This is a genomic window from Bradyrhizobium macuxiense, from assembly GCF_007993935.1.
GTDB classification, from domain to species: domain Bacteria; phylum Pseudomonadota; class Alphaproteobacteria; order Rhizobiales; family Xanthobacteraceae; genus Bradyrhizobium; species Bradyrhizobium macuxiense_A.
Genome location: NZ_VITY01000016.1, coordinates 43,869 through 62,462, shown reverse-complemented (window position 1 = coordinate 62,462; position 18,594 = coordinate 43,869). Strand labels below are relative to the sequence as shown.

The following is an 18,594-nucleotide window of genomic DNA, read 5'->3' as shown; positions in this document are numbered from 1 at the left end:
ACAAGCTCGCCCCTCATGCCCACTTTATCGTCCAAGGTGCTGATGCCGTCGGCAAGCGCTTTCCAGCGTCAGGAGGGCTGGTCTTGTCAACGCCTTTGATTTCCGTTGTCGATGATGACGCCTCAGTCCGTGCTGCGATAGAGAACCTGCTCAAGTCGCGCGGCTACATCGTCCATACGTTTGCGTCGGCCAAGGAGTTCCTGGAGTCGCCTCAGCTGGATGAAACGTCCTGTGTAATTACGGATGTGCAGATGTCGGTGATGAGCGGCTTGGATCTAGTCGCGGAGATGCGGGCTCGGGATTACGACGCGCCTTTCATTCTCATCACGGCATTTCCCAATGACCGGGTTCGTGCCGCTGCGCTGGGTGCCGGAGCGATCGGGTTCCTGGCAAAGCCCTTCGCCGCACATATGTTGATCAAGTGCCTTGATACCGCACTGGAGAAGCACCGCGGCGGCGCCGGAAGCTGAGCCAACGAGCCGTCCGCTCTACCCTGCATCTGATCTGAGCACCGCTTTGCCGGCATGCGCGCCCGAACGAACAATTGAACATGCACAAGCCGCAAGGAGCGCTTCCAGCGACTATCCGCTTATTCGACCGTGACCGATTTCGCGAGATTGCGTGGCTGATCAACGTCCGCGCCCATCAGGATGGCAGTGTGGTAGGCCAAAAGCTGCAGCGGAATAACATAGACCATGGGCGTAAAGGTTGCGGGCATGTCCGGCAGCACAATTGTTACAATGGAGCCCATTGCAGCTTCCGAGGCTCCCTTCGCATCAGTTATCAGGATGACGTTACCACCTCGAGCCGCGACTTCTTGCATGTTCGAGACGGTTTTTTCGAAGAGCCGATCGTAAGGCGCGATCACCACCACCGGCACGGTCTCGTCGATCAGCGCAATCGGACCATGCTTGAGCTCGCCGGCGGCATAGCCCTCTGCATGAATATAGGAGATTTCCTTCAGCTTGAGCGCGCCCTCCATCGCTAGGGGAGACGACGTACCGCGGCCGAGATAGACGACATCGCGCGATTTGGCGATATCATGCGCAAGCTTCTCGATCTGCGGCTCGATGGCCAGTGTTGCCGCTATCAGCGGCGGCACTTCGATCAGCTCGTGGACAAGCTTGATTTCCTCGATTTTGGACAACTCGCCTCGCTCTCTGCCTGCTGCGACCGCAATCGCCGCGATCACCATCAGTTGGCAGGTGAAGGCTTTGGTCGACGCAACGCCGATCTCCGGCCCCGCCAAGGTCGGCAGCACGACTTCGCTCTCGCGTGCGATCGTTGACGTCGACACGTTGACCACAGAGATCGTGTGCAGACCCTGCGCCTTGGCGTAGCGCAACGCGGCCAGCGTGTCGGCGGTCTCCCCAGACTGCGAGATGAAGATCGCGAGATCCCCCTTGCGCAAAGGCGCCTCGCGATAGCGGAACTCGGAGGCCACATCGATCTCGACCGGCAGGCGCGCCAGTCGCTCGAACCAGTATTTGGCAACCTGGCCGGCATAGCTCGCCGTACCACAAGCCGTGATCCAAATGCGCTGTATGGCGTTAAAGTCGAACGGCAATTTGGAAGGCAGTTCTATGCGCTCGCCGGCCATATCGACATAGTGCGCCAGGGTCTGCCCGACGACTTCCGGCTGTTCGTGTATTTCCTTGGCCATGAAGTGACGATAATTCGCCTTGTTGACCAGGAGCGACGACGTGCCATGGCTTGACGCTTCGCGGTGGACGATACTGCCGCTCGAGTCATAAATGACGCCGTTCGCACGGGTAAGCACGGCCCAGTCGCCGTCTTCAAGGTACATGATGCTGTCGGTGAAGGGCGCAAGCGCGATAGCATCCGATCCCAGATACATTTCGCCATCACCATACCCAATCGCAAGCGGCGATCCCTTGCGCGCGCCGATCATGAGGTCCTCGTGGCCTTTGAACAGAAACGCCAGCGCGTAGGAACCGCGCAGCCGCGGCAACGATGCCTTCACCGCGTCCTGCGGCGAGTAACCATTCTTCAAATAGGATTCGACGAGATGTGCCACCACCTCGGTATCGGTCTCGGAGGTGAAGTCCGCGCCATTCTGTTCCAGTTCGGCACGTAGCACACGGAAATTCTCGATGATTCCATTGTGGACGACTGCAACGTTGTCCGCCATATGTGGATGTGCGTTGCGCTCGGTGGGCTTGCCATGGGTGGCCCAGCGCGTGTGGCCAATACCGGCGTGACCCGACAGCGGATCGCAGTGCAACTTCTCCGCAAGATTTTTCAGCTTTCCCTCGACGCGCCTGCGCTCAAGATGGCCACCCTCGAGCGTCGCAACGCCCGCTGAATCATATCCGCGATATTCCAGTCGCTGAAGTGAATCGACCAAATGTCCGATGACCGGACCACGACCTAGGATGCCAATAACTCCGCACATACTGACCAATGCGCCCCAACTTCAAACCACGACGTTAACTTCAGAACCATGGAACAATTAATTGATAGCGGATTCGCTGTGGAAGGCTGGCGCGGGTGCACCCGGGCTGTATGTTCTCATCCAACCCTCAGCGTCGTGTAAAGTGCGAGCTACATGACAGGCTTTAGCCATCTAGGCTCAATCAGCCTCTCCGCTGCTTTGGCGCACACCGCTGGCTAAGCCGAGACACGGCAGCGGACGAGAGCGGGTCCGAGATGAGCCGAACGTTCAGGTAAGTCTCGATGATCGCGCATGACAGCCAGTTCGGGCATAACCAGATCCTTTGCGCGATAAGGAAGGTGGCAGTCAGGGTCGCATTGGACGGGCTGCGTGGACACGTCTTGCAAGTCGACTGGCCCTTGGGATGGGCGGGACTCGATGGAGGGCCGCGAACCGCTTGTCCTGCAATAGAACTTCATAATCGCAGCCCCCTCATCTTGCCCCATCAAGCGCCATTCATGGTGCTCCCGCCAGATATCTCAAGAACACTCCGCTTCTCATCTTCTCTCCGGATATGTTCTGCGGCTGAATGGCGTGACCGCTATGCGTCTCGTCATGCGTATCGCGAATAACCTTTTTGGCGGGATCCGGCCCTTAAGGAAGGTGGCATTAAGGACTGATGCAAGCCGTGCCAGTTCGATAGGGACGAGACTACGTCAATTGAGAACGACGGCTCAACTGTACGGAGGTAATGCTCCGATATCGAAAAGTTTGAAGAACTATACGAGCGTTTGTCACCGCCTCCTACTGACGCCAGCCGTACCGCGCACAGGGCCAAGCCATAGGGACGCCTTCGCGCTCCCTGCGGAATGGCACCGGCGCTATACTTCTCGTGCAGACACACGCAAATGCTGTCAAATCCGATCTCACTCAGCCAGGTGAGATTGAAGGCAGACGGTCGCGGCTTCCTCGCCGCACCAGCTTTTCCAGATTGACTTAAGGCTTCTAAATCAACCTCTGCGTCTGCGGAGACCGACATCCAAGAAGCGATCGAGCATGGCATTGACCTGATCTGCAACCTCGATCGTGTTGAAATGTCCAGCGAGCATCGTCTTCGCTGTGACCAGCTGTGGACAGATCTCCTTCAGCCGATCGAGGCCGCGCGCCATATTCACCAGCGGAACATCAGCGGCAATATAGGCCATGGGAACCCGGCAGGCTTTTGCGGCGGGCATCGGGTCATAGTCCAAAATGGCGTTCCGTATCACCGAATAGGCCACATGCTGTGCTATTCTCAAGCACGGCGGAAGCACATAGGTCTCATAGATCGCCTTTCGTCGAGCGGCATCATCGAAATCGCAGCCCAGTTCCCACGCGTTCGCCTTTAAGATCGCCAGATAGTCGGATCCGCCTACGCCGTCCAGGAGCGCTTTAACCTGGCGAGATTTGCGCAAGATCGGAGACGGCATGACAATTGTATCAATCATGACCAACCCCGCGGCCAGGTCCGGATAGCGGCCGCACAGTTCGAGCGCAATCCGTCCTCCCATACTGTGGCCGATCACGACCGGCTTGAGCAGCTCCAGTTGAGCGCATTGCCAAGCGATATCGTCCGCAAATCCTGCGACAGTATACTCCTGATCGGGTGCATCACTGGAGCCATGTCCCCGAAGGTTGACCGCCACGGTCCGCCGTTTTTGAGCGAAATGGACGAGCTGTGGCGAGAAGATGCCGTGGTCACCTGTCCAACCATTGATCAGGAGCAGCGGCGGGTCTTGCGCGACTGCAGGTCCGACCTCAACATGCCCCAAACGTACACCATCGCGGTTCAACAAAGCAGGCTTGAACTCATGGGAGATCACGGTCTTTCCTCCTGAACCGAGCTTGCATTCGGCCCGACCACGACGACGCATTGGCGGGACGAACGACACCCATGTAGGCGCCGACCGCCAATAACGAAAAAGCAAGCATCACCACCGCCATCGAATGTAGCGAATGCCCGTCAAAGAGCGCGACGACCAAGGCGCTGGACAACGCGGCGCATGCCATCTGTACGAATGCTCTTGCAGCGCTGATAGATCCTGCGATTCCTGGCATGGGCCGCAGCGCTTCGTGGATAACGTGAGGCGCGATCAAGCCGAACGACGACCCTACACCAACCAATATCAACACGACGACAACAGCCGATTTGTCTCCAACAAGCGCCATGAAAAGCAAAGCTATCGCCATGCTCGTCGAGAGTGCGAGTCCCGCCGCAAGCAGTTGCGTGGACGACGCCCCCTGACCGCAGAGGCTCCTGTTGAGCCAGGCGCCGGTCACAATCGACATCGAGCTCGCTCCAACGATCGCACCATACGCGTTGGGACCGAAAATATTGGAGAAGAACAGCGATGATCCGGTGACGCAGGCGAATACGGCTCCTGCCGCCGCAGCGTCGCAAAGGATGCTGCCGACGCAGACAGGATGGCGCAGCACGCGACGATAATTCTGGACAACTGTCGCAAGACCAAGCCTAACGTTCGGATCGACCCTTGCGCTTTCGCTGAAGCAGGCCATTGCCGCGAGCAGCAGCAATCCTCCGACGATAGGCACGACGTATATGGCCCGCCAACCGTGTGCAAGGAAGGCAATGTCGGCGATTGGTGCAATCATCGGAACAACGTAGATCGCCAAAACGAGGTTGGTCATCTCTCTCCTTGCGGTTTCGCCGTCGAAGAGGTCCCTGACAATTGCGATTGCAGCAATCCCGGCAGCAGAAGCACCAATTCCCTGGAGCGTGCGAAAGAACATGAGCTGCGACAGGGAATTGGAGAAGGCGCACCCCATGCCTGCAGTTACCATGAGTACGCAACCGAACTGAACGATCGGCTTGCGGCCCAAGCAATCCGATATCGGTCCGCAAACGAGAAGCGTCATTCCAAAACTCATGACATAGGCGCTCATCGCCAGAATGACGTCGCCTTCTGTCGCCCCGAGATAAGCTCCTGTCGCCGGGAGACTTAGAGCGATCATGTCAATGCCAAACGTCGACAATGACGCCATAAGAGCCAGCAACAAGGTGCAAGAGAACGAATTGCGATGAATGAGCAAGGTTAGGTTTCTCTTGATGGGCTTAGAGCTAGCGCCAGCGCAGTATGTTCATCCGCTAGAGACAATGCATCGATCGCGGTCTGCCTCGCTGAACGTGGGATCAGTACTCGACGTGGTTTTCATGAGCTGCCGCGTCGCCGGCGCCCAACAGCGGCTAGGAACTCCATCTCGTTGACGAGGCGCGATCGATCGATATCGGCCTTGATGGCTTCGCCGAGCTTACGGGCTGCGACTTTGAATTCCGGTTCCGTGATCAGCCGCTTGATCGCTGCCGCTATCTCTGGCTCGGAGGCCGTCGGTGGTAACCGAAGCCCTACTCCCTTCGCCTCGACTCGCGCCGCGTTAGCCGATTGGTCTCGTCCCATTGGCAGAATGAGTTGCGGCAACGCGTTGATCAGTGAACGGGTAACAGTTCCGTGGCCGCCTTGGGATATGACCAGAGACACGTCCCTCATGACGCAGTCGTGGGGAGCACCGCACACCAAATGCACGTTCTTCGGAGCGTGAAGTTCGGACACATCCAGACTCGGACCCGTTGTGAAAACGGCTTCCACATCAATAGTCCCAACGGCATTGATAACGCGTTGAAACACGTCACGCTGGCCCTGCGCCCCCGTGCTGCAAGCGATCAGCGCGTGGGGACGATCCTGGAGCGCCGGCCAGGACGCCTTCCACGATTTTGACCAATTCGGCATATCGAGCAAGGGCCCGACATAACGGAAGTTATCCGGAAGAAAATCTGCCTCGAAATCGAAAGCCCGACTGACCGCCAGCAGAACTCGATCAGCCTCGTCGAACAGATCCATAGCGTCTGCAAGAACATGAAGACCCAATTCGACCCGGGCTCGATTGAGGATAGAAAGAGATGCATTCATCGCCGTAGAGAGAGCTGCAGAGGCTGCGTTGAGTTCGTTGCGCTCCTCCGGCGTTTTCGGTCGCGTCAATCCTGAAGTAGCCGGCGGCACCCCCGGCAGGACCCGAATACTGACGTGAGGCGAGAGAAATGCGAATGGCACGCCACATGCTCGCGCTCCGAGCGCCGCACCAAACAGCAGATCGAGGCCGAGCACAGCGTCCGCTGGCGCGCGGCCAATCTCGTCCCGAATATCAGCCGCATAAGCGGAGCAGGGTTCAAAGACGACCCTGCGCATCCGATCTCGTATGTCCGAGACATCTGTTGGGTCTGCGGCCTCACCCATGGGAGCGCGGAGCCATGTCACGAATTCGAAATCGGCGGCTTCGACTTCAGTTCGCATGGTCGGATCGGCCATCACCCGAACATGGTGACCACGCTGGCGCAATCGACGGCCTGCTGTGAGCAACGGACTGAGATTTCCCAACGTACCCCACGAGGCGAGGAGAAAGTCATAAGAAGTCACCGGCATCTCCGTAACCGTCTCGCATTTGAAGGTCTGCGGCCCTCGCCGCGCAGCCCGAGAGACAGAAACGTCTCTGACACACATGATCTAGACGCTCATTGCCGCGCGTGCTTCGGTCATAACCCGTCGCGCCCAGCTACACCGCTTCCACATTAGCTTGCTTTCGCTGGCGAGATCTTCTCGGCGTGTTAAATCCGGATCTGCCTCGGACCATCTGGCGCAGGCAACCGCTCGAGAGCAACTCGACTCTTGCTTCGCTACGGCGCCTTCGCCTTGCTGCGTTCGAGGTATGCATCTCAAGTGAGGCGTGAAGTTCGACTGTGAACCCGCCCACGAATTGTTGACGCCAGCGTGTTGTTTTGGGCATAGTTTCAAGCCTACAACCTAACGCTGCGTGAGATTCAAGCTGTTTTTTAGTGGTTTCGCAGACTTGATTTTATTCTGCTGGAGTGAAGCGCCCCCGCTCCTAAGCCCGATTCTCGGGAGGGCACTGCGCGCCAAATGCAGACATCGCCTGCAACTGCGAAACAATTCCGCCGCGCCGCCCGATTAATTCGGAGAAGATTTTGCTGCGGACTTGGGCGCTTCTCGGGCATGATCACATCGTTCGAAACGGCCAAAAACGCATGCGCACTGAGATACGTTTGTTGCATGTTGGCCTCTGGCGCCACAACCGCGATATCCTCGCTCCTGACGCCTCAACAAATGCCATATAAATCAATGTATATGATGTACACGCCGATATGATGTGTATGGTTAGAGTGAAATATCGCTCCCCTCCATGTGCACGTGATAGCAGGCCCGCCTATCTAGATCTTTTCGAAAATTACTTCGCAAATGACGTTGCTAAGGACGCCTGTCCGCGCAACCGGAGAGGCAATGACGGCTCAGGACTCAAAGCGGCGCGTTGCGCTGATCACCGGCGTCACCGGGCAGGACGGCGCGTACCTCGCCGAATACCTGCTCGGCCTCGGTTATACCGTGCACGGGATCAAGCGCCGGTCGTCCTCGTTCAACACCGCGCGCGTCGACCATCTCTACCAGGATCCGCATGCCGGCAATGTGCCGTTCCTGATGCACTACGGCGATATGACGGATTCGACCAATCTGATCCGGCTGGTGCAGCAGATCCGGCCGACCGAGATCTATAACCTCGCCGCCCAGAGCCACGTTGCGGTCAGCTTCGAGAGCCCGGAATACACCGCCAATGCCGACGCCATCGGCGTGCTGCGCCTGCTGGAGGCGATCCGCATCCTCGGCATGGAGAAGGAGACACGGTTCTATCAGGCCTCGACCTCGGAGCTTTACGGGCTGGTGCAGGAGGTGCCGCAGAAGGAGACCACGCCGTTCTATCCGCGCTCGCCCTATGGCGTCGCCAAGCTGTACGGCTACTGGATCACGGTGAACTACCGGGAGGCCTATGGCATGTTCGCCAGCAACGGCATCCTGTTCAATCATGAGAGCCCGATCCGCGGCGAGACGTTCGTGACGCGCAAGATCACCCGCGCCGTGGCCCGCATCGAGGTCGGCCTGGAGAACAAACTCTATCTCGGCAATCTCGACGCCAAGCGCGACTGGGGCCACGCCCGCGACTATGTCGAGGGCATGCACAAGATCTTGCAGGTGGATGAGCCCGGCGATTTTGTGCTGGCGACCGGCGAGACGCGATCGGTCCGCGAATTCGTCGAGCTGGCGTTTGCCGAGGTCGGCCGCAGCATCGAGTGGCGCGGCAAGGGCGTCGAGGAGATCGGTGTCGACAAGGCGTCGGGCAAGACGCTGGTGCAGATCGACCCGACCTATTTCCGCCCGACCGAGGTCGATCTTCTGATCGGCGACGCCAGCAAGGCGCGCGCCAAGCTCGGCTGGGCGCCGAAGACGCCGTTCGCGCAACTGGTGAAGGAAATGGTCGCCAGCGATCTCCTCGAGGCCAGGCAGGATGCGGCCAATGGCAAGCACGGCGTTTGACCTGAAGGGCAAGACGGTTTTCGTCGCCGGCCATCGCGGCATGGTCGGTTCGGCGCTGATGCGCCGGCTGGCGCGCGAACAGGCTGATCTGCTGACGGTGTCGCGCAGCGAGGTCGATCTGCGCAATCAGGCCGCGGTCAATGCCTGGTTCGCCGCGAAGCGGCCGCAGGCGGTGTTCCTCGCCGCCGCCAAGGTCGGCGGCATCGTCGCCAACAACACGCTGCGGGCCGAGTTCCTCTACGACAATCTGGCGATCGCAACCAACGTGATCCAGGCGGCGCATGCCAATGGCTGCGAGAAGCTGATGTTCTTCGGCTCGTCCTGCATCTATCCGCGGCTGGCGCCGCAGCCGCTGCGCGAGGATTCGATGCTGACCGGCCCGCTGGAGTCGACCAACGAGCCCTATGCGATCGCCAAGATCGCCGGCATCAAGATGGCCGAGGCCTATCGCAGCCAGTACGGCGCCGATTTTATCAGCGTGATGCCGACCAACCTCTACGGTCCCGGCGACAATTATCATCCCGAATACAGCCACGTCGTCGCCGCGCTGATCCGCCGTTTCCACGAGGCCAAGGTTTCGGGCGCTGGCAGCGTGGTGGTGTGGGGTACCGGCACGCCGCGCCGCGAATTCCTCTATGTCGACGATCTCGCCGACGCCTGCATCCATCTGATGAAGACCTATTCGTCGCCGGAGCTGGTCAATATCGGCACCGGCGAGGACATCACCATCGCCGATTTCGCCCTCGTGGTCGCGGCTGTCGTCGGCTATCGGGGCGAGATCAGCTTCGACCCCTCGCGCCCGGACGGCACGCCCCGCAAGCTGCTCGATGTCAGCCGTCTGGCCAAGCTCGGCTGGCGTGCCACCACCTCGCTCGAGGATGGCATCGCCCTCGCGTACCGGGCGTATCTCGATGAGAAACAGAGATGCCGCCAAAGTCGTTTTGCTCGTCCGGAACAAAATAACTATGTCGCTCGCAGCGAGATTGACTTGGCAAAATCCCGCGCCATCAAAGAGTAGCGCAGCAAAGGCGCTGCGGATCCGCCGCCGAGCATAATCGTCTCACGACCGCAATGGCGCACCTGGAGATCGTCGCCGTCCAGACGCATGCGGTCGGGCGCAGAACGCTTACCGGGTGCCGAGATGAGGATTCGAAAATGTCATCATCCCACGATCGCCGGAGTTGCGAGAGCCCATGTCGCGACGCGCTGGGCGTCCTCAAATCAACGCATCGGCTGCTTCGCGAATGCCGGTGTAGATGTCGTCGAGGTCTGATGCCGCAATGCAGTACGGCGGCATCACGTAGATGGTGTTACCAAGCGGGCGCAGCAGCAGATTTCGCGCCTCGAAGAAGGCCTGAAGCTTCGGACCGATGGTCGCGAGATAGCCCGTATCCCCCGCCCCCAGATCGAGTGCTGTGATGGTCCCGGTCCGGCGGACGTTTGCAAAGCGCGGATCAGTGCGGAATGGCTCAATCGCTTGCTCCTGCATCGTGGCGACCGATGCCAAGCGATCACGAGATGCGCTATCCTGCCAAAGATCCAGGTTGGCCTTTGCTGCAGCGCAGGCTACCGGATTCGCGGCATATGAACTCGAATGAAAGAAGGTACGCGTACGATCTTTCGAATAGTGCGCGTCAAAAATGTCGCCGCGGCAAAGTGTCACCGCGAGTGGAAGCGCACCGCCGGTGATTCCCTTCGAATAGCAAACGATATCTGGCGTGATGTCGGCCTGCTCGCAGGCGAATAAAGATCCGGTGCGGCCCCAACCGGTCATAACCTCATCGGCGATGAACAGAACCTCAGATGCTTCGCAGATCCGTTTCATCTCCTTGAGCACCCAGGCGGGGTACATCAACATGCCGCCCGCCCCCAACACGAGAGGCTCGACGATAAAGGCTGCAGGAATTTCGTTTCGACATACGGACTCGAGCGCATCGAGAGTCGCCTGTTCACGACCACTTGCTGGGAACGGAACCGAGGTCACGTCGAACAGTAGAGGCCCGTAGGCCACGTTGAATACGCCGCGGGCGCCAACCGACATCGCCCCAACCGTGTCGCCGTGATAGGAATGTTGCATCACGACAATGCGTATGCGCTGCTTGCCAATATTATGCCAATAGCCGAGCGCCATTTTCAAGGCGACTTCCACACTGCCTGAACCACCGTCGGAGAAGAAGACATGGTCGAGGCCGCGCGGCGCGAGTTTCAACAGCAGCGCCGCAACCTCCTCGGCCGGATCATGGGAGTACCCGGCAAAGATGATCTGGTTGAGCTTGCCAGCTTGCTCCTGAATCGCGCTGACGATATGCGGATGGCAATGGCCATGGGTTACGACCCACCAGGAGGAGATTGCATCTACGATGCGGTGCCCATCTGAGGTGTAAAGATAAGCTCCATCACCGCGCACGATCTTGATCATCTCGTCTTGAAGCGCGTGTTGCGTGAACGGATGCCAGATCGGCGACCTCTTCTTTAGCCCCATGGCTTGAAATCATCTCGACAGAATGAGGCGTTGAACGCGGCCTGCAGCGTGTCTGACGACAGAGGAGCAATCCAGGGCAAGCGCCCTAACCAACGCACCCGGCCCATCTCGCAAACTGCCCTCACAGCTTCCGGGTTCTTTTCACCAACGAAAGCTATTCCGAGAATGTCGACGTTACGCTTTCGGAGAGCCTCTATTGAGAGCAGCGAGTGGTTAATCGTTCCCAGCGCAGTGCTCGCGCAAAGCACGATTGGAAGCCGCCATCGCTCGAAGATGTCGATGTAAAATGCGCCGCCACTCAGCGGCACCATCAGCCCGCCGGTACCCTCGATCACAAGCGGCCGCTCCCCGGTGTCAGGCACATCGAGCGAATCCGTGTCGATGCGAACTTCATCGATTTCGGCGGAGTAATGGGGCGAAGTGGGGGTTCGCAGGCGGTAAAGCTCCGGCACGATGCGATCGGACGTGAGACTGCCGAGCCGTGCAACAACCTCGGTGTCGGTCTCTCCTTCGAGGCCCGCCTGAATCGGTTTCCAGTAGCTCGCGCCGAGGAGATTGGTGAGCCCCGCGCAGAAAACCGTCTTTCCAATTCCGGTATCCGTGCCAGTCACCACGATCTGCTGCAGCCTCACCTTCACCTCTTATCTCCTCGACCAGAACGTCGAGCATAGACGTCATCCTCGACGACATTGAGTGTCATTGAAATTCGCCAGAAGCGCCGTCCCCAGGTCTTGGCGAGGATATCGGCAGACTACGCTCCACCTGGAGCGATCAGTGTCTACCGCCAAAAGCCGAGCAGAGGGCTCTTCGTTATTTCACAGTCGCTCTCCAATCGTTTTACCTCAACGACGGCCACTCAACTGTTCCGGAATGATCCCTTCGCAGTCAAACCTTTCTCGACATACCTCGAATGTGAACCTAACGTTGACCATCGAACCTCGCAGCGAGGACCATTTCGTCAAACGCAATAGTTGTTTGACAGATTTAGCTCGCCGTAGGCGTGCCATCGCCGTACGAACCGGACCGATCTGCGCACGCGCTCGAAAGGTGTGTCCTAAGGGCCTCAGAACAGTACGATGCGTACCACAAGCGGCCACGAACCACCTTTGATGCGTTGAGTGCACTCTTTGGTGCTGTCGAAAGGACGAGCGCGCAACGTCGATCCAGCCTGTCACCTGCTCGCGCGCCACATTCAGACCATTTGGCGCCAGGCAATTCCCATGCCTGATCAAGAAGAAGTTTCTTGCGAGCTTCTGTCGCAGGCTCCAGCTACGAGACGAGGGTCAAACGCTTCTGACGCAAGGCGGCAGCGCCAGCATTGCGTTGAGCTTGATCCCGAGCTAAGGATGCGGCCGACTTGCAGCGTCATCTTTTCGGGCATCATGATCCGTCACATCGTGTTCTTCACGGCCAAGGATAAGGCCGATATCGACCAAATCATCGAAGGTCTATCGGTTCTAACTACAATTCCACATGCACGCCGACTCGAAATTGCACGTAACCGCAAGAGCGATCAACTCGGCAACGATATCGATGTCGTTGTCTATGGTGAATTCGACAGCGAGCGGGATCTCGCAGCGTACAAAGCGCACGATCTATATCTGGAAGCGATCCGGTGCGTACGACCACTTCGGGAGTTGCGTTTTGCCGCTGATTACGAACTATCAACGGACGTGCATTTCGCTGGAACAGCAGGGCTAAGTCAAATTGCTCGGCGCAGCCGACCGGCTGGCACGCACTGATTTGATGATCAGCCGAGGGTTCGTACGCTTCGGACGAAACCTGGCTTTTCTCGGGACGCGATCACGATCGGTTCGAGCCTCAGAGTCTGCCAGCCGTCGGTGATCGGTAGCATTATGGACGTCCGCGAATTGCAGTGGATCGAGCCTATCAAGGCGCTGCGATCTCTTGCGCAGCGGCCACACCTTGCCTTTCTTGATAGCGCGGCGCGGCATGAGGCACTTGGGCGTTATTCATATCTGGCCTGCGAACCGTTCAGCACCTATTTGGTCACCGATGGACAGGCAAGTTGGAATGGAGAGACCCTTAAGGGTGACCCGTGGGAAGTGCTTCGCACCCTTCTCGCCAGATACCGAGAAGAGCATCGCCCCGATCTGCCGCCCTTCCAGGGAGGTGCGGCCGGCTTTTTTGCCTACGATCTGAACAGGACATTGGAACGATTGCCGGCGCCGGCAGATCCCGGTCAGCGTTTGCCCCAGTCGGTTCTGCATTTCTACGACGTGGTCGTCAGCTTCGACCACCACCACAACAGGTGCTGGATCGTCTCCACCGGATGGCCGGAGCAAGACCCCGCTCGACGAACCGAGCGCGCGCGTCGTCGCGCCGACGAGTTTGCGGCACTGCTTGCCAGGCCAAAGTCTCCCCGAATTATACTCCCTGGCACGGCGGGCGCATGGCATTCGAACTTCAGCCGTGAAAGCTACATTGCGGCGGTCCAGCGCGTCGTCGAGCTGATTCTAGCCGGCGACGTATTCCAGGCGAACATTGCGCAACGCTTCAATGCCAGGGTGTCGCCCCTGTTCGACCCCCTCACCTTCTACTGCCAGCTGCGGTCATTGAACCCGGCGCCCTTTGCAGCCCTCCTGCGCTATGGCGAACTGACCATTGCGTCGAGCTCCCCGGAGCGATTCCTGCAATTTGATGGACGACAGGTTGAAACGCGTCCCATCAAGGGCACGATCGCGCGCTCCGCCGACTCGAAAGAAGATCAGCGCCGCGCTGAAATCCTCCTTGCATCCGAAAAAGACCGTGCCGAGAACATTATGATCGTCGACCTCCTGCGCAACGATTTGTCGCGCGTTTGCACTGCGGATTCGGTCGAGGTTCCAGCGCTGTGCGACCTCGAATCGTACGCTTCAGTGCATCATCTCGTCTCGATCGTGGGGGGCGAACTTGCGGCAGGCAAGGACGCGGTTAGTCTGCTTCGTGCCTGCTTTCCGGGCGGCTCCGTGACCGGCGCTCCAAAAGTGCAAGCGATGAAAATCATCGCGGACATCGAGCAGGTAGCGCGAGAGGTCTATTGTGGGGCGATCGGCTTCATCGGCTTCAACGGGCACATGGATACAAACATCGCGATCCGCACTGTAACGATCGATCATGATCTGGCTGTGTTTCATGCTGGTGGCGGGGTAACGGCGATGTCGGATCCAGAGGCCGAATACGAGGAGACGCTCGCCAAGGCACAGCGAATCTTTGAGGCCTTTCAGGGCACAACACCCGGTGCATTTTGATTGTTATCATCGACAATTACGATTCGTTCGTCTTCAATATCGCCCGCTATTTCCGTAAGCTTGGTGAAGCAACGGAGGTAATCCGGAACGATGCGCTCAGCCTTACCGACATTGTCGCCCTCAGGCCGTGCGCAGTGGTCATTTCGCCCGGTCCCTGCACGCCAATGGAGGCTGGGATATCGACCGCTGTGGTGCGCGAACTTTCAGGTCGCGTCCCAATTCTCGGCATTTGCCTTGGACATCAGTGTATAGGGAGCGTCTTCGGCGGACGCGTGGTGCGCGCTCGTCGTCCTATGCATGGTCGGTCCTCCTGCGTAACGCATGACGGCCGAGGGCTGTTCAGCCAACTCCCGTCCCCACTTTGCGTCGGTCGCTACCATTCGCTCGTTGTCGAGCTGGATGAAGCATCCAGGCAACATCTCGAGGTAACGGCACGTTCCGACGAAACCGAGATCATGGCCCTCGCCCATCGCTATCAGCCAACCTATGGCGTACAGTTTCATCCGGAATCGATATTGACCCAACATGGGTCCATGCTGCTGATGAGCTTCTTGCAAATCGCAAACGCCTTCGCAAGCAGGAGGATCGACGCCCACGAAGCGTTGGCAACAACTCTTTTGAAGGACGCATCCGAGCCGCGGCCCAGGATATGATCGCGCGCACTGCAGCCGCTGGTTCAGTCTGGCCGGCTAGTAGGAGTTCTGCTCGTAACCTTGGTGACTTGATCGCTCTAGCGCAGCAATCGAGCGACCCCGGGTCGCACTGGCGGTAGCAATTCGTGGCGCGGGCGAACAGGAAGAGCTGTCCGCGGCTGCTGCGCTTGTAGTGTCAGCGTCATCGATTGGCCAGATGGGCATCGGCTGCCCCGGTGAGGTCGAGTTCGGCGGCGCTCTTGGCGTGGTCGACACTCGCGTCGGCGCGATGATCGGACGCGATCGCGACATAGACCGCCGGCAGCACGAAGAGCGTGAACAGCGTGCCGATCGACATGCCCGCGACGAGCACGAGCCCGATCGAGAAGCGGCTCGCGGCGCCAGCCCCGGTTGCGGTCAACAAGGGTAAGAGGCCCATCACCATCGCCGCTGTGGTCATCAAGATTGGACGAAGTCGGACGCGCGCTGCCATCTCGATGGCCGCGCGGCGATCGAGTCTCTCCTTGAGCTGCAGCTCATTAGCGAACTCGACCATCAGGATACCGTGCTTGGCAATCAGCCCGACCAGTGTCAGCAGGCCGACCTGGGTGTAAATGTTCATGGTCGCAGCACCAAAGAATAGCGGAATCAAGGCGCCAACGATTGCCATCGGTACGCTGATCATGATGATGAGGGGATCGCGCAGACTTTCGAACTGCGCCGCAAGCACCAGGAAAATGATGATGAGTGCAAATGCAAAGGTGATGGCGAGTTGATTGCCCTCCTGCACATATTGGCGGGCGTCGGCAAGGAAGTCGTGGCTGAAGCCTGCGGGTAGTTTCTTTGCCTCCCCGTCCAGGAAGTCCACAGCCTGACCGATCGTGACGCCGGGCATCGGTACAGCCTGGAAGGTTGCGGAATTGAGCTGGTTGTAGTGGGTGAGCACGTTCGGATCAGTTCCTGTCTCGATGGAAACTACGGTTGACAGCGGCAGCATCGAGCCTGTCGCAGTCTTCAGAAAATAGCTGCCCAGTGATTCCGGCGTCAGGCGTTTCTCGCGCGCCACCTGCGGGATCACCTGGTAGGAGCGGCCCTGCAGATTGAAGCGATTGACGTAGTTCCCGCCAAGTAGGGTCGCGAGCGCGCTACCGACATTCTGCATGGTGATGCCAAGGTTGTTAGCCTTGGAGCGATCGACTTTGATTCGTACCACCGGCTGGTTGAATTCAAGGTCGGAGTCGCTGACCATGAACAGGCCGCTCTTGCGCGCCGCATCCTTCAGCTTCGACATCTGCTCATAGACGGACTGGAAACCACGCGTCGAGTTGATCACCATCTGCACTGGTAGGCCACCCGAACCACCCGGAAGCGGCGGCAAGCTGAAAGCAAATGCGTTGATGCCTTCGATTTTAGACAACTCGGCCTGGACTAACGGCTTTAACGCGATCGATGACCGCTTGCGCTCGTACCAAGGCTTGAGCAGCATGCCGGCCATGCCGCCTTGCGGACCGCTAATGCCGTTGAGCACGAAGCGCAAGTCGGTCTCGGGAAACTTCTGGAACGCGTTGTCGAGCTTGGTGCCGTAGTGGTCCAGGTAGTCGATGTTCGCGTATTTCGGCGCCTTGGATATTGCGAATACGATGCCTTGGTCTTCCTCAGGTGCAAGTTCCTTGGAAATATGCGTGTAGAGAAAGCCGACGAGGCCCAGCATGGTCAGCGCAAATAGTCCGGTAATCGGGCGATAGTCGAGCGAGCGGTCGAGCTTGCGGCCGTACCAGCGTGTCATGGCGTCGAACACGCGATTCACAAATGCTGCAACGCGCCCCTCCTCAGCGCTCTTCAGGAAGACCGAGCACATCATCGGCGACAGCGTCAAAGCGATCACGCCGGACACGATCACCGAACCCGCCAGCGTAAGTGCGAATTCGCGGAACAGCGCACCGGTGAGGCCGCCGAGAAAGCCGATGGGCGCATACACGGCGGCCAGCGTAATCGTCATGGAGACAACGGGGCCGACAATCTCGCGCGCGCCCTTCGTAGCGGCCTGCATGGGCGGCGCGCCTTTTTCCAGATGGCGATGAATGTTTTCCACCACGACGATCGCGTCGTCCACCACGAGACCGATCGCGAGCACCATCGCGAGGAGGGTCAGGAGATTGAATGAAAATCCCAGCGCCAGCATCATGCTGCAGACGCCGATAAGCGACAGCGGAATGGTGACGACGGGAATGATGACCGACCGCAGCGAAGCCAGGAACAGGAAGATGACCAGTACAACGATCACGACGGCCTCAATGAGCGTGTTCTCCACCTCATCGATCGACGATTGAATGAACTTGGTGGAGTCGTAGGCCACTTTCATCTTCAGCGACGGCGGCAGATTGCGCTCGAGTTCGGGAAACAACGCTCGAACACCTCGCACGACGTTCAGCGGATTTCCTTGCGGGCTCGGCTGCACGCCGATGAAGATCGCGTGCTCGCCATTCATGGCGACGCTGACGTCCGTGGTCTGCGCGGCAAGCTCGACCGTCGCAATGTCCTCCATGCGCACAAAGCCGCCGTCATTGGCTTTGACGATCATGCGCTTGAAGTCCTCGACGCTTCGCAAATCAGTGTCGGCCGTGATATCGGAAAGGATGAAATAGCCCTTGGCCTGACCGGCCGCGGCCTGGAAGTTGTTGGCGACGATTGCAGCCGAAACCTCAGCTGGCGACACTCCGTGTCCCGCCAATCTTGCAGGATCGAGCCATAGCCGCATCGCAAAAGTCTGGCCGCCCAGGATGTCTGCCGCTGCGACACCATCTACGGTTGACATAATCGGCTGCACCACGCGCGAGAGATAGTCGGATATCGCGCTGGCCGTCAGTTCCTCGCTTGAGAAGGCGATATACATGACAGCGGTCGTCTGGCCGGTCGACTTCGTGACGACAGGATCGTTGGATTCCTTCGGGATCAGATACTTGACCGAGTTGACCTTAGAGAGCACTTCAGTGAGCGCCTCGTTGGAATCGAAATTGAGCTTGATGTAGACTTGGATCGTCGAAGTGCCGAGGACCGAGGAGGACGTAATGTAGTCGACGCCCTCGGCCGAAGCGACCGCCTGCTCCAGGGGGGTGGTGATGAACCCCTGGATCATGTCCGCAGAGGCGCCAGGATAAGACGTCGTGATAGTGACGACTGTATTCGACAGCTTGGGAAACTGCCGGATCGGCAGAACGGCGGCCGCGCGAAGGCCAATCAGCAGGATCAGCAGACTGACGACGATGGACAACACCGGACGTTTGATGAAAAGATCGGTAAATGCCATCGCGGCGCTCGCATTCAATAGACCGACGCAAGTTCGCCAAGTCAGCGCTCTATCATCAATGCGGCGACTGCGGCTAAGGCCTGTAGCGTGAGG

The 18,594-nt window shown here is 58.7% G+C and carries 13 protein-coding genes; 6 read left to right on the top strand and 7 right to left on the bottom strand.

The features are described from left to right. Positions 1 to 83: 83 nt before the first annotated feature. Positions 84 to 470: a response regulator transcription factor gene (locus tag FBZ93_RS33295; protein ID WP_146991662.1), complete on the top strand. Its 387-nt coding sequence runs from the start codon at positions 84 to 86 to the stop codon at positions 468 to 470. A 119-nt stretch (positions 471 to 589) separates the two neighbouring features. Here FBZ93_RS33295 and glmS read toward each other — a convergent pair whose 3' ends face one another. The 4 genes from glmS to FBZ93_RS33275 form a co-directional block, all read right to left on the bottom strand. Further along, positions 590 to 2,416, bottom strand: a complete 1,827-nt coding sequence (gene glmS, locus FBZ93_RS33290) for a glutamine--fructose-6-phosphate transaminase (isomerizing) (protein ID WP_146991768.1) — start codon at positions 2,414 to 2,416, stop codon at positions 590 to 592. A gap of 989 nt (positions 2,417 to 3,405) precedes the next feature. After that, complete coding sequence (locus FBZ93_RS33285) at positions 3,406 to 4,257, bottom strand: alpha/beta fold hydrolase (protein WP_246667751.1); 852 nt, start codon at positions 4,255 to 4,257, stop codon at positions 3,406 to 3,408. Continuing rightward, the gene (locus FBZ93_RS33280; RefSeq protein WP_146991660.1) at positions 4,244 to 5,485 is read right to left on the bottom strand and encodes an MFS transporter; all 1,242 of its coding nucleotides are present in this window, start codon (positions 5,483 to 5,485) and stop codon (positions 4,244 to 4,246) included. The genes FBZ93_RS33285 and FBZ93_RS33280 overlap by 14 nt, the downstream gene beginning before the upstream one ends. A gap of 119 nt (positions 5,486 to 5,604) precedes the next feature. Beyond that, positions 5,605 to 6,864 (bottom strand): glycosyltransferase, encoded by a 1,260-nt coding sequence (locus FBZ93_RS33275; protein WP_433995464.1) that lies wholly within the window; start codon positions 6,862 to 6,864, stop codon positions 5,605 to 5,607. 879 nt (positions 6,865 to 7,743) lie between these two features. On the opposite strand from FBZ93_RS33275, the gene gmd reads away from it, so the two are divergent. Continuing rightward, complete coding sequence (gene gmd / locus FBZ93_RS33270) at positions 7,744 to 8,829, top strand: GDP-mannose 4,6-dehydratase (protein ID WP_146991656.1); 1,086 nt, start codon at positions 7,744 to 7,746, stop codon at positions 8,827 to 8,829. Further along, positions 8,810 to 9,847 carry a GDP-L-fucose synthase gene (gene fcl, locus FBZ93_RS33265; protein ID WP_208764093.1) on the top strand — a complete coding sequence of 346 codons (1,038 nt, stop codon included), beginning with the start codon at positions 8,810 to 8,812 and terminating at the stop codon, positions 9,845 to 9,847. Before gmd ends, fcl begins: the two co-directional genes overlap by 20 nt. A gap of 198 nt (positions 9,848 to 10,045) precedes the next feature. On the opposite strand, the gene FBZ93_RS33260 is transcribed toward fcl, so the two are convergent. Then, on the bottom strand, positions 10,046 to 11,311 hold the full coding sequence (locus FBZ93_RS33260) for an adenosylmethionine--8-amino-7-oxononanoate transaminase (RefSeq protein ID WP_146991652.1): 1,266 nt from the start codon (positions 11,309 to 11,311) through the stop codon (positions 10,046 to 10,048). Further along, positions 11,302 to 11,943: a dethiobiotin synthase gene (gene bioD / locus FBZ93_RS33255; protein WP_146991767.1), complete on the bottom strand. Its 642-nt coding sequence runs from the start codon at positions 11,941 to 11,943 to the stop codon at positions 11,302 to 11,304. The genes FBZ93_RS33260 and bioD overlap by 10 nt, the downstream gene beginning before the upstream one ends. Before the next feature lie 750 nt (positions 11,944 to 12,693). Between bioD and FBZ93_RS33250 the strand changes: the two genes are divergently transcribed. The 3 genes from FBZ93_RS33250 to FBZ93_RS33240 all read left to right on the top strand — a co-directional run bounded on the left by FBZ93_RS33250 (position 12,694) and on the right by FBZ93_RS33240 (position 15,215). Next, the gene (locus FBZ93_RS33250; protein ID WP_146991766.1) at positions 12,694 to 13,053 is read left to right on the top strand and encodes a Dabb family protein; all 360 of its coding nucleotides are present in this window, start codon (positions 12,694 to 12,696) and stop codon (positions 13,051 to 13,053) included. Between the two features lie 114 nt (positions 13,054 to 13,167). Continuing rightward, complete coding sequence (gene pabB / locus FBZ93_RS33245; protein WP_167529325.1) at positions 13,168 to 14,562, top strand: aminodeoxychorismate synthase component I; 1,395 nt, start codon at positions 13,168 to 13,170, stop codon at positions 14,560 to 14,562. Further along, positions 14,559 to 15,215 (top strand): anthranilate synthase component II, encoded by a 657-nt coding sequence (locus FBZ93_RS33240; RefSeq protein ID WP_146991648.1) that lies wholly within the window; start codon positions 14,559 to 14,561, stop codon positions 15,213 to 15,215. Before pabB ends, FBZ93_RS33240 begins: the two co-directional genes overlap by 4 nt. A 181-nt stretch (positions 15,216 to 15,396) precedes the next feature. On the opposite strand, the gene FBZ93_RS33235 is transcribed toward FBZ93_RS33240, so the two are convergent. Beyond that, positions 15,397 to 18,501, bottom strand: a complete 3,105-nt coding sequence (locus tag FBZ93_RS33235; RefSeq protein WP_146991646.1) for a multidrug efflux RND transporter permease subunit — start codon at positions 18,499 to 18,501, stop codon at positions 15,397 to 15,399. Positions 18,502 to 18,594 lie beyond the last annotated feature (93 nt).

What these genes read in the sequence shown, in the direction of transcription:
- fcl (WP_208764093.1), top strand. Translation starts at nt 8,810, where the DNA reads ATGGCAAGCACGGCGTTTGACCTGAAGGGCAAGACGGTTTTCGTCGCC.
- gmd (WP_146991656.1), top strand. Translation starts at nt 7,744, where the DNA reads ATGACGGCTCAGGACTCAAAGCGGCGCGTTGCGCTGATCACCGGCGTC.
- glmS (WP_146991768.1), bottom strand. Translation starts at nt 2,416, where the DNA reads ATGTGCGGAGTTATTGGCATCCTAGGTCGTGGTCCGGTCATCGGACAT.
- FBZ93_RS33250 (WP_146991766.1), top strand. Translation starts at nt 12,694, where the DNA reads ATGATCCGTCACATCGTGTTCTTCACGGCCAAGGATAAGGCCGATATC.
- pabB (WP_167529325.1), top strand. Translation starts at nt 13,168, where the DNA reads ATGGACGTCCGCGAATTGCAGTGGATCGAGCCTATCAAGGCGCTGCGA.
- FBZ93_RS33260 (WP_146991652.1), bottom strand. Translation starts at nt 11,311, where the DNA reads ATGGGGCTAAAGAAGAGGTCGCCGATCTGGCATCCGTTCACGCAACAC.
- FBZ93_RS33235 (WP_146991646.1), bottom strand. Translation starts at nt 18,501, where the DNA reads ATGGCATTTACCGATCTTTTCATCAAACGTCCGGTGTTGTCCATCGTC.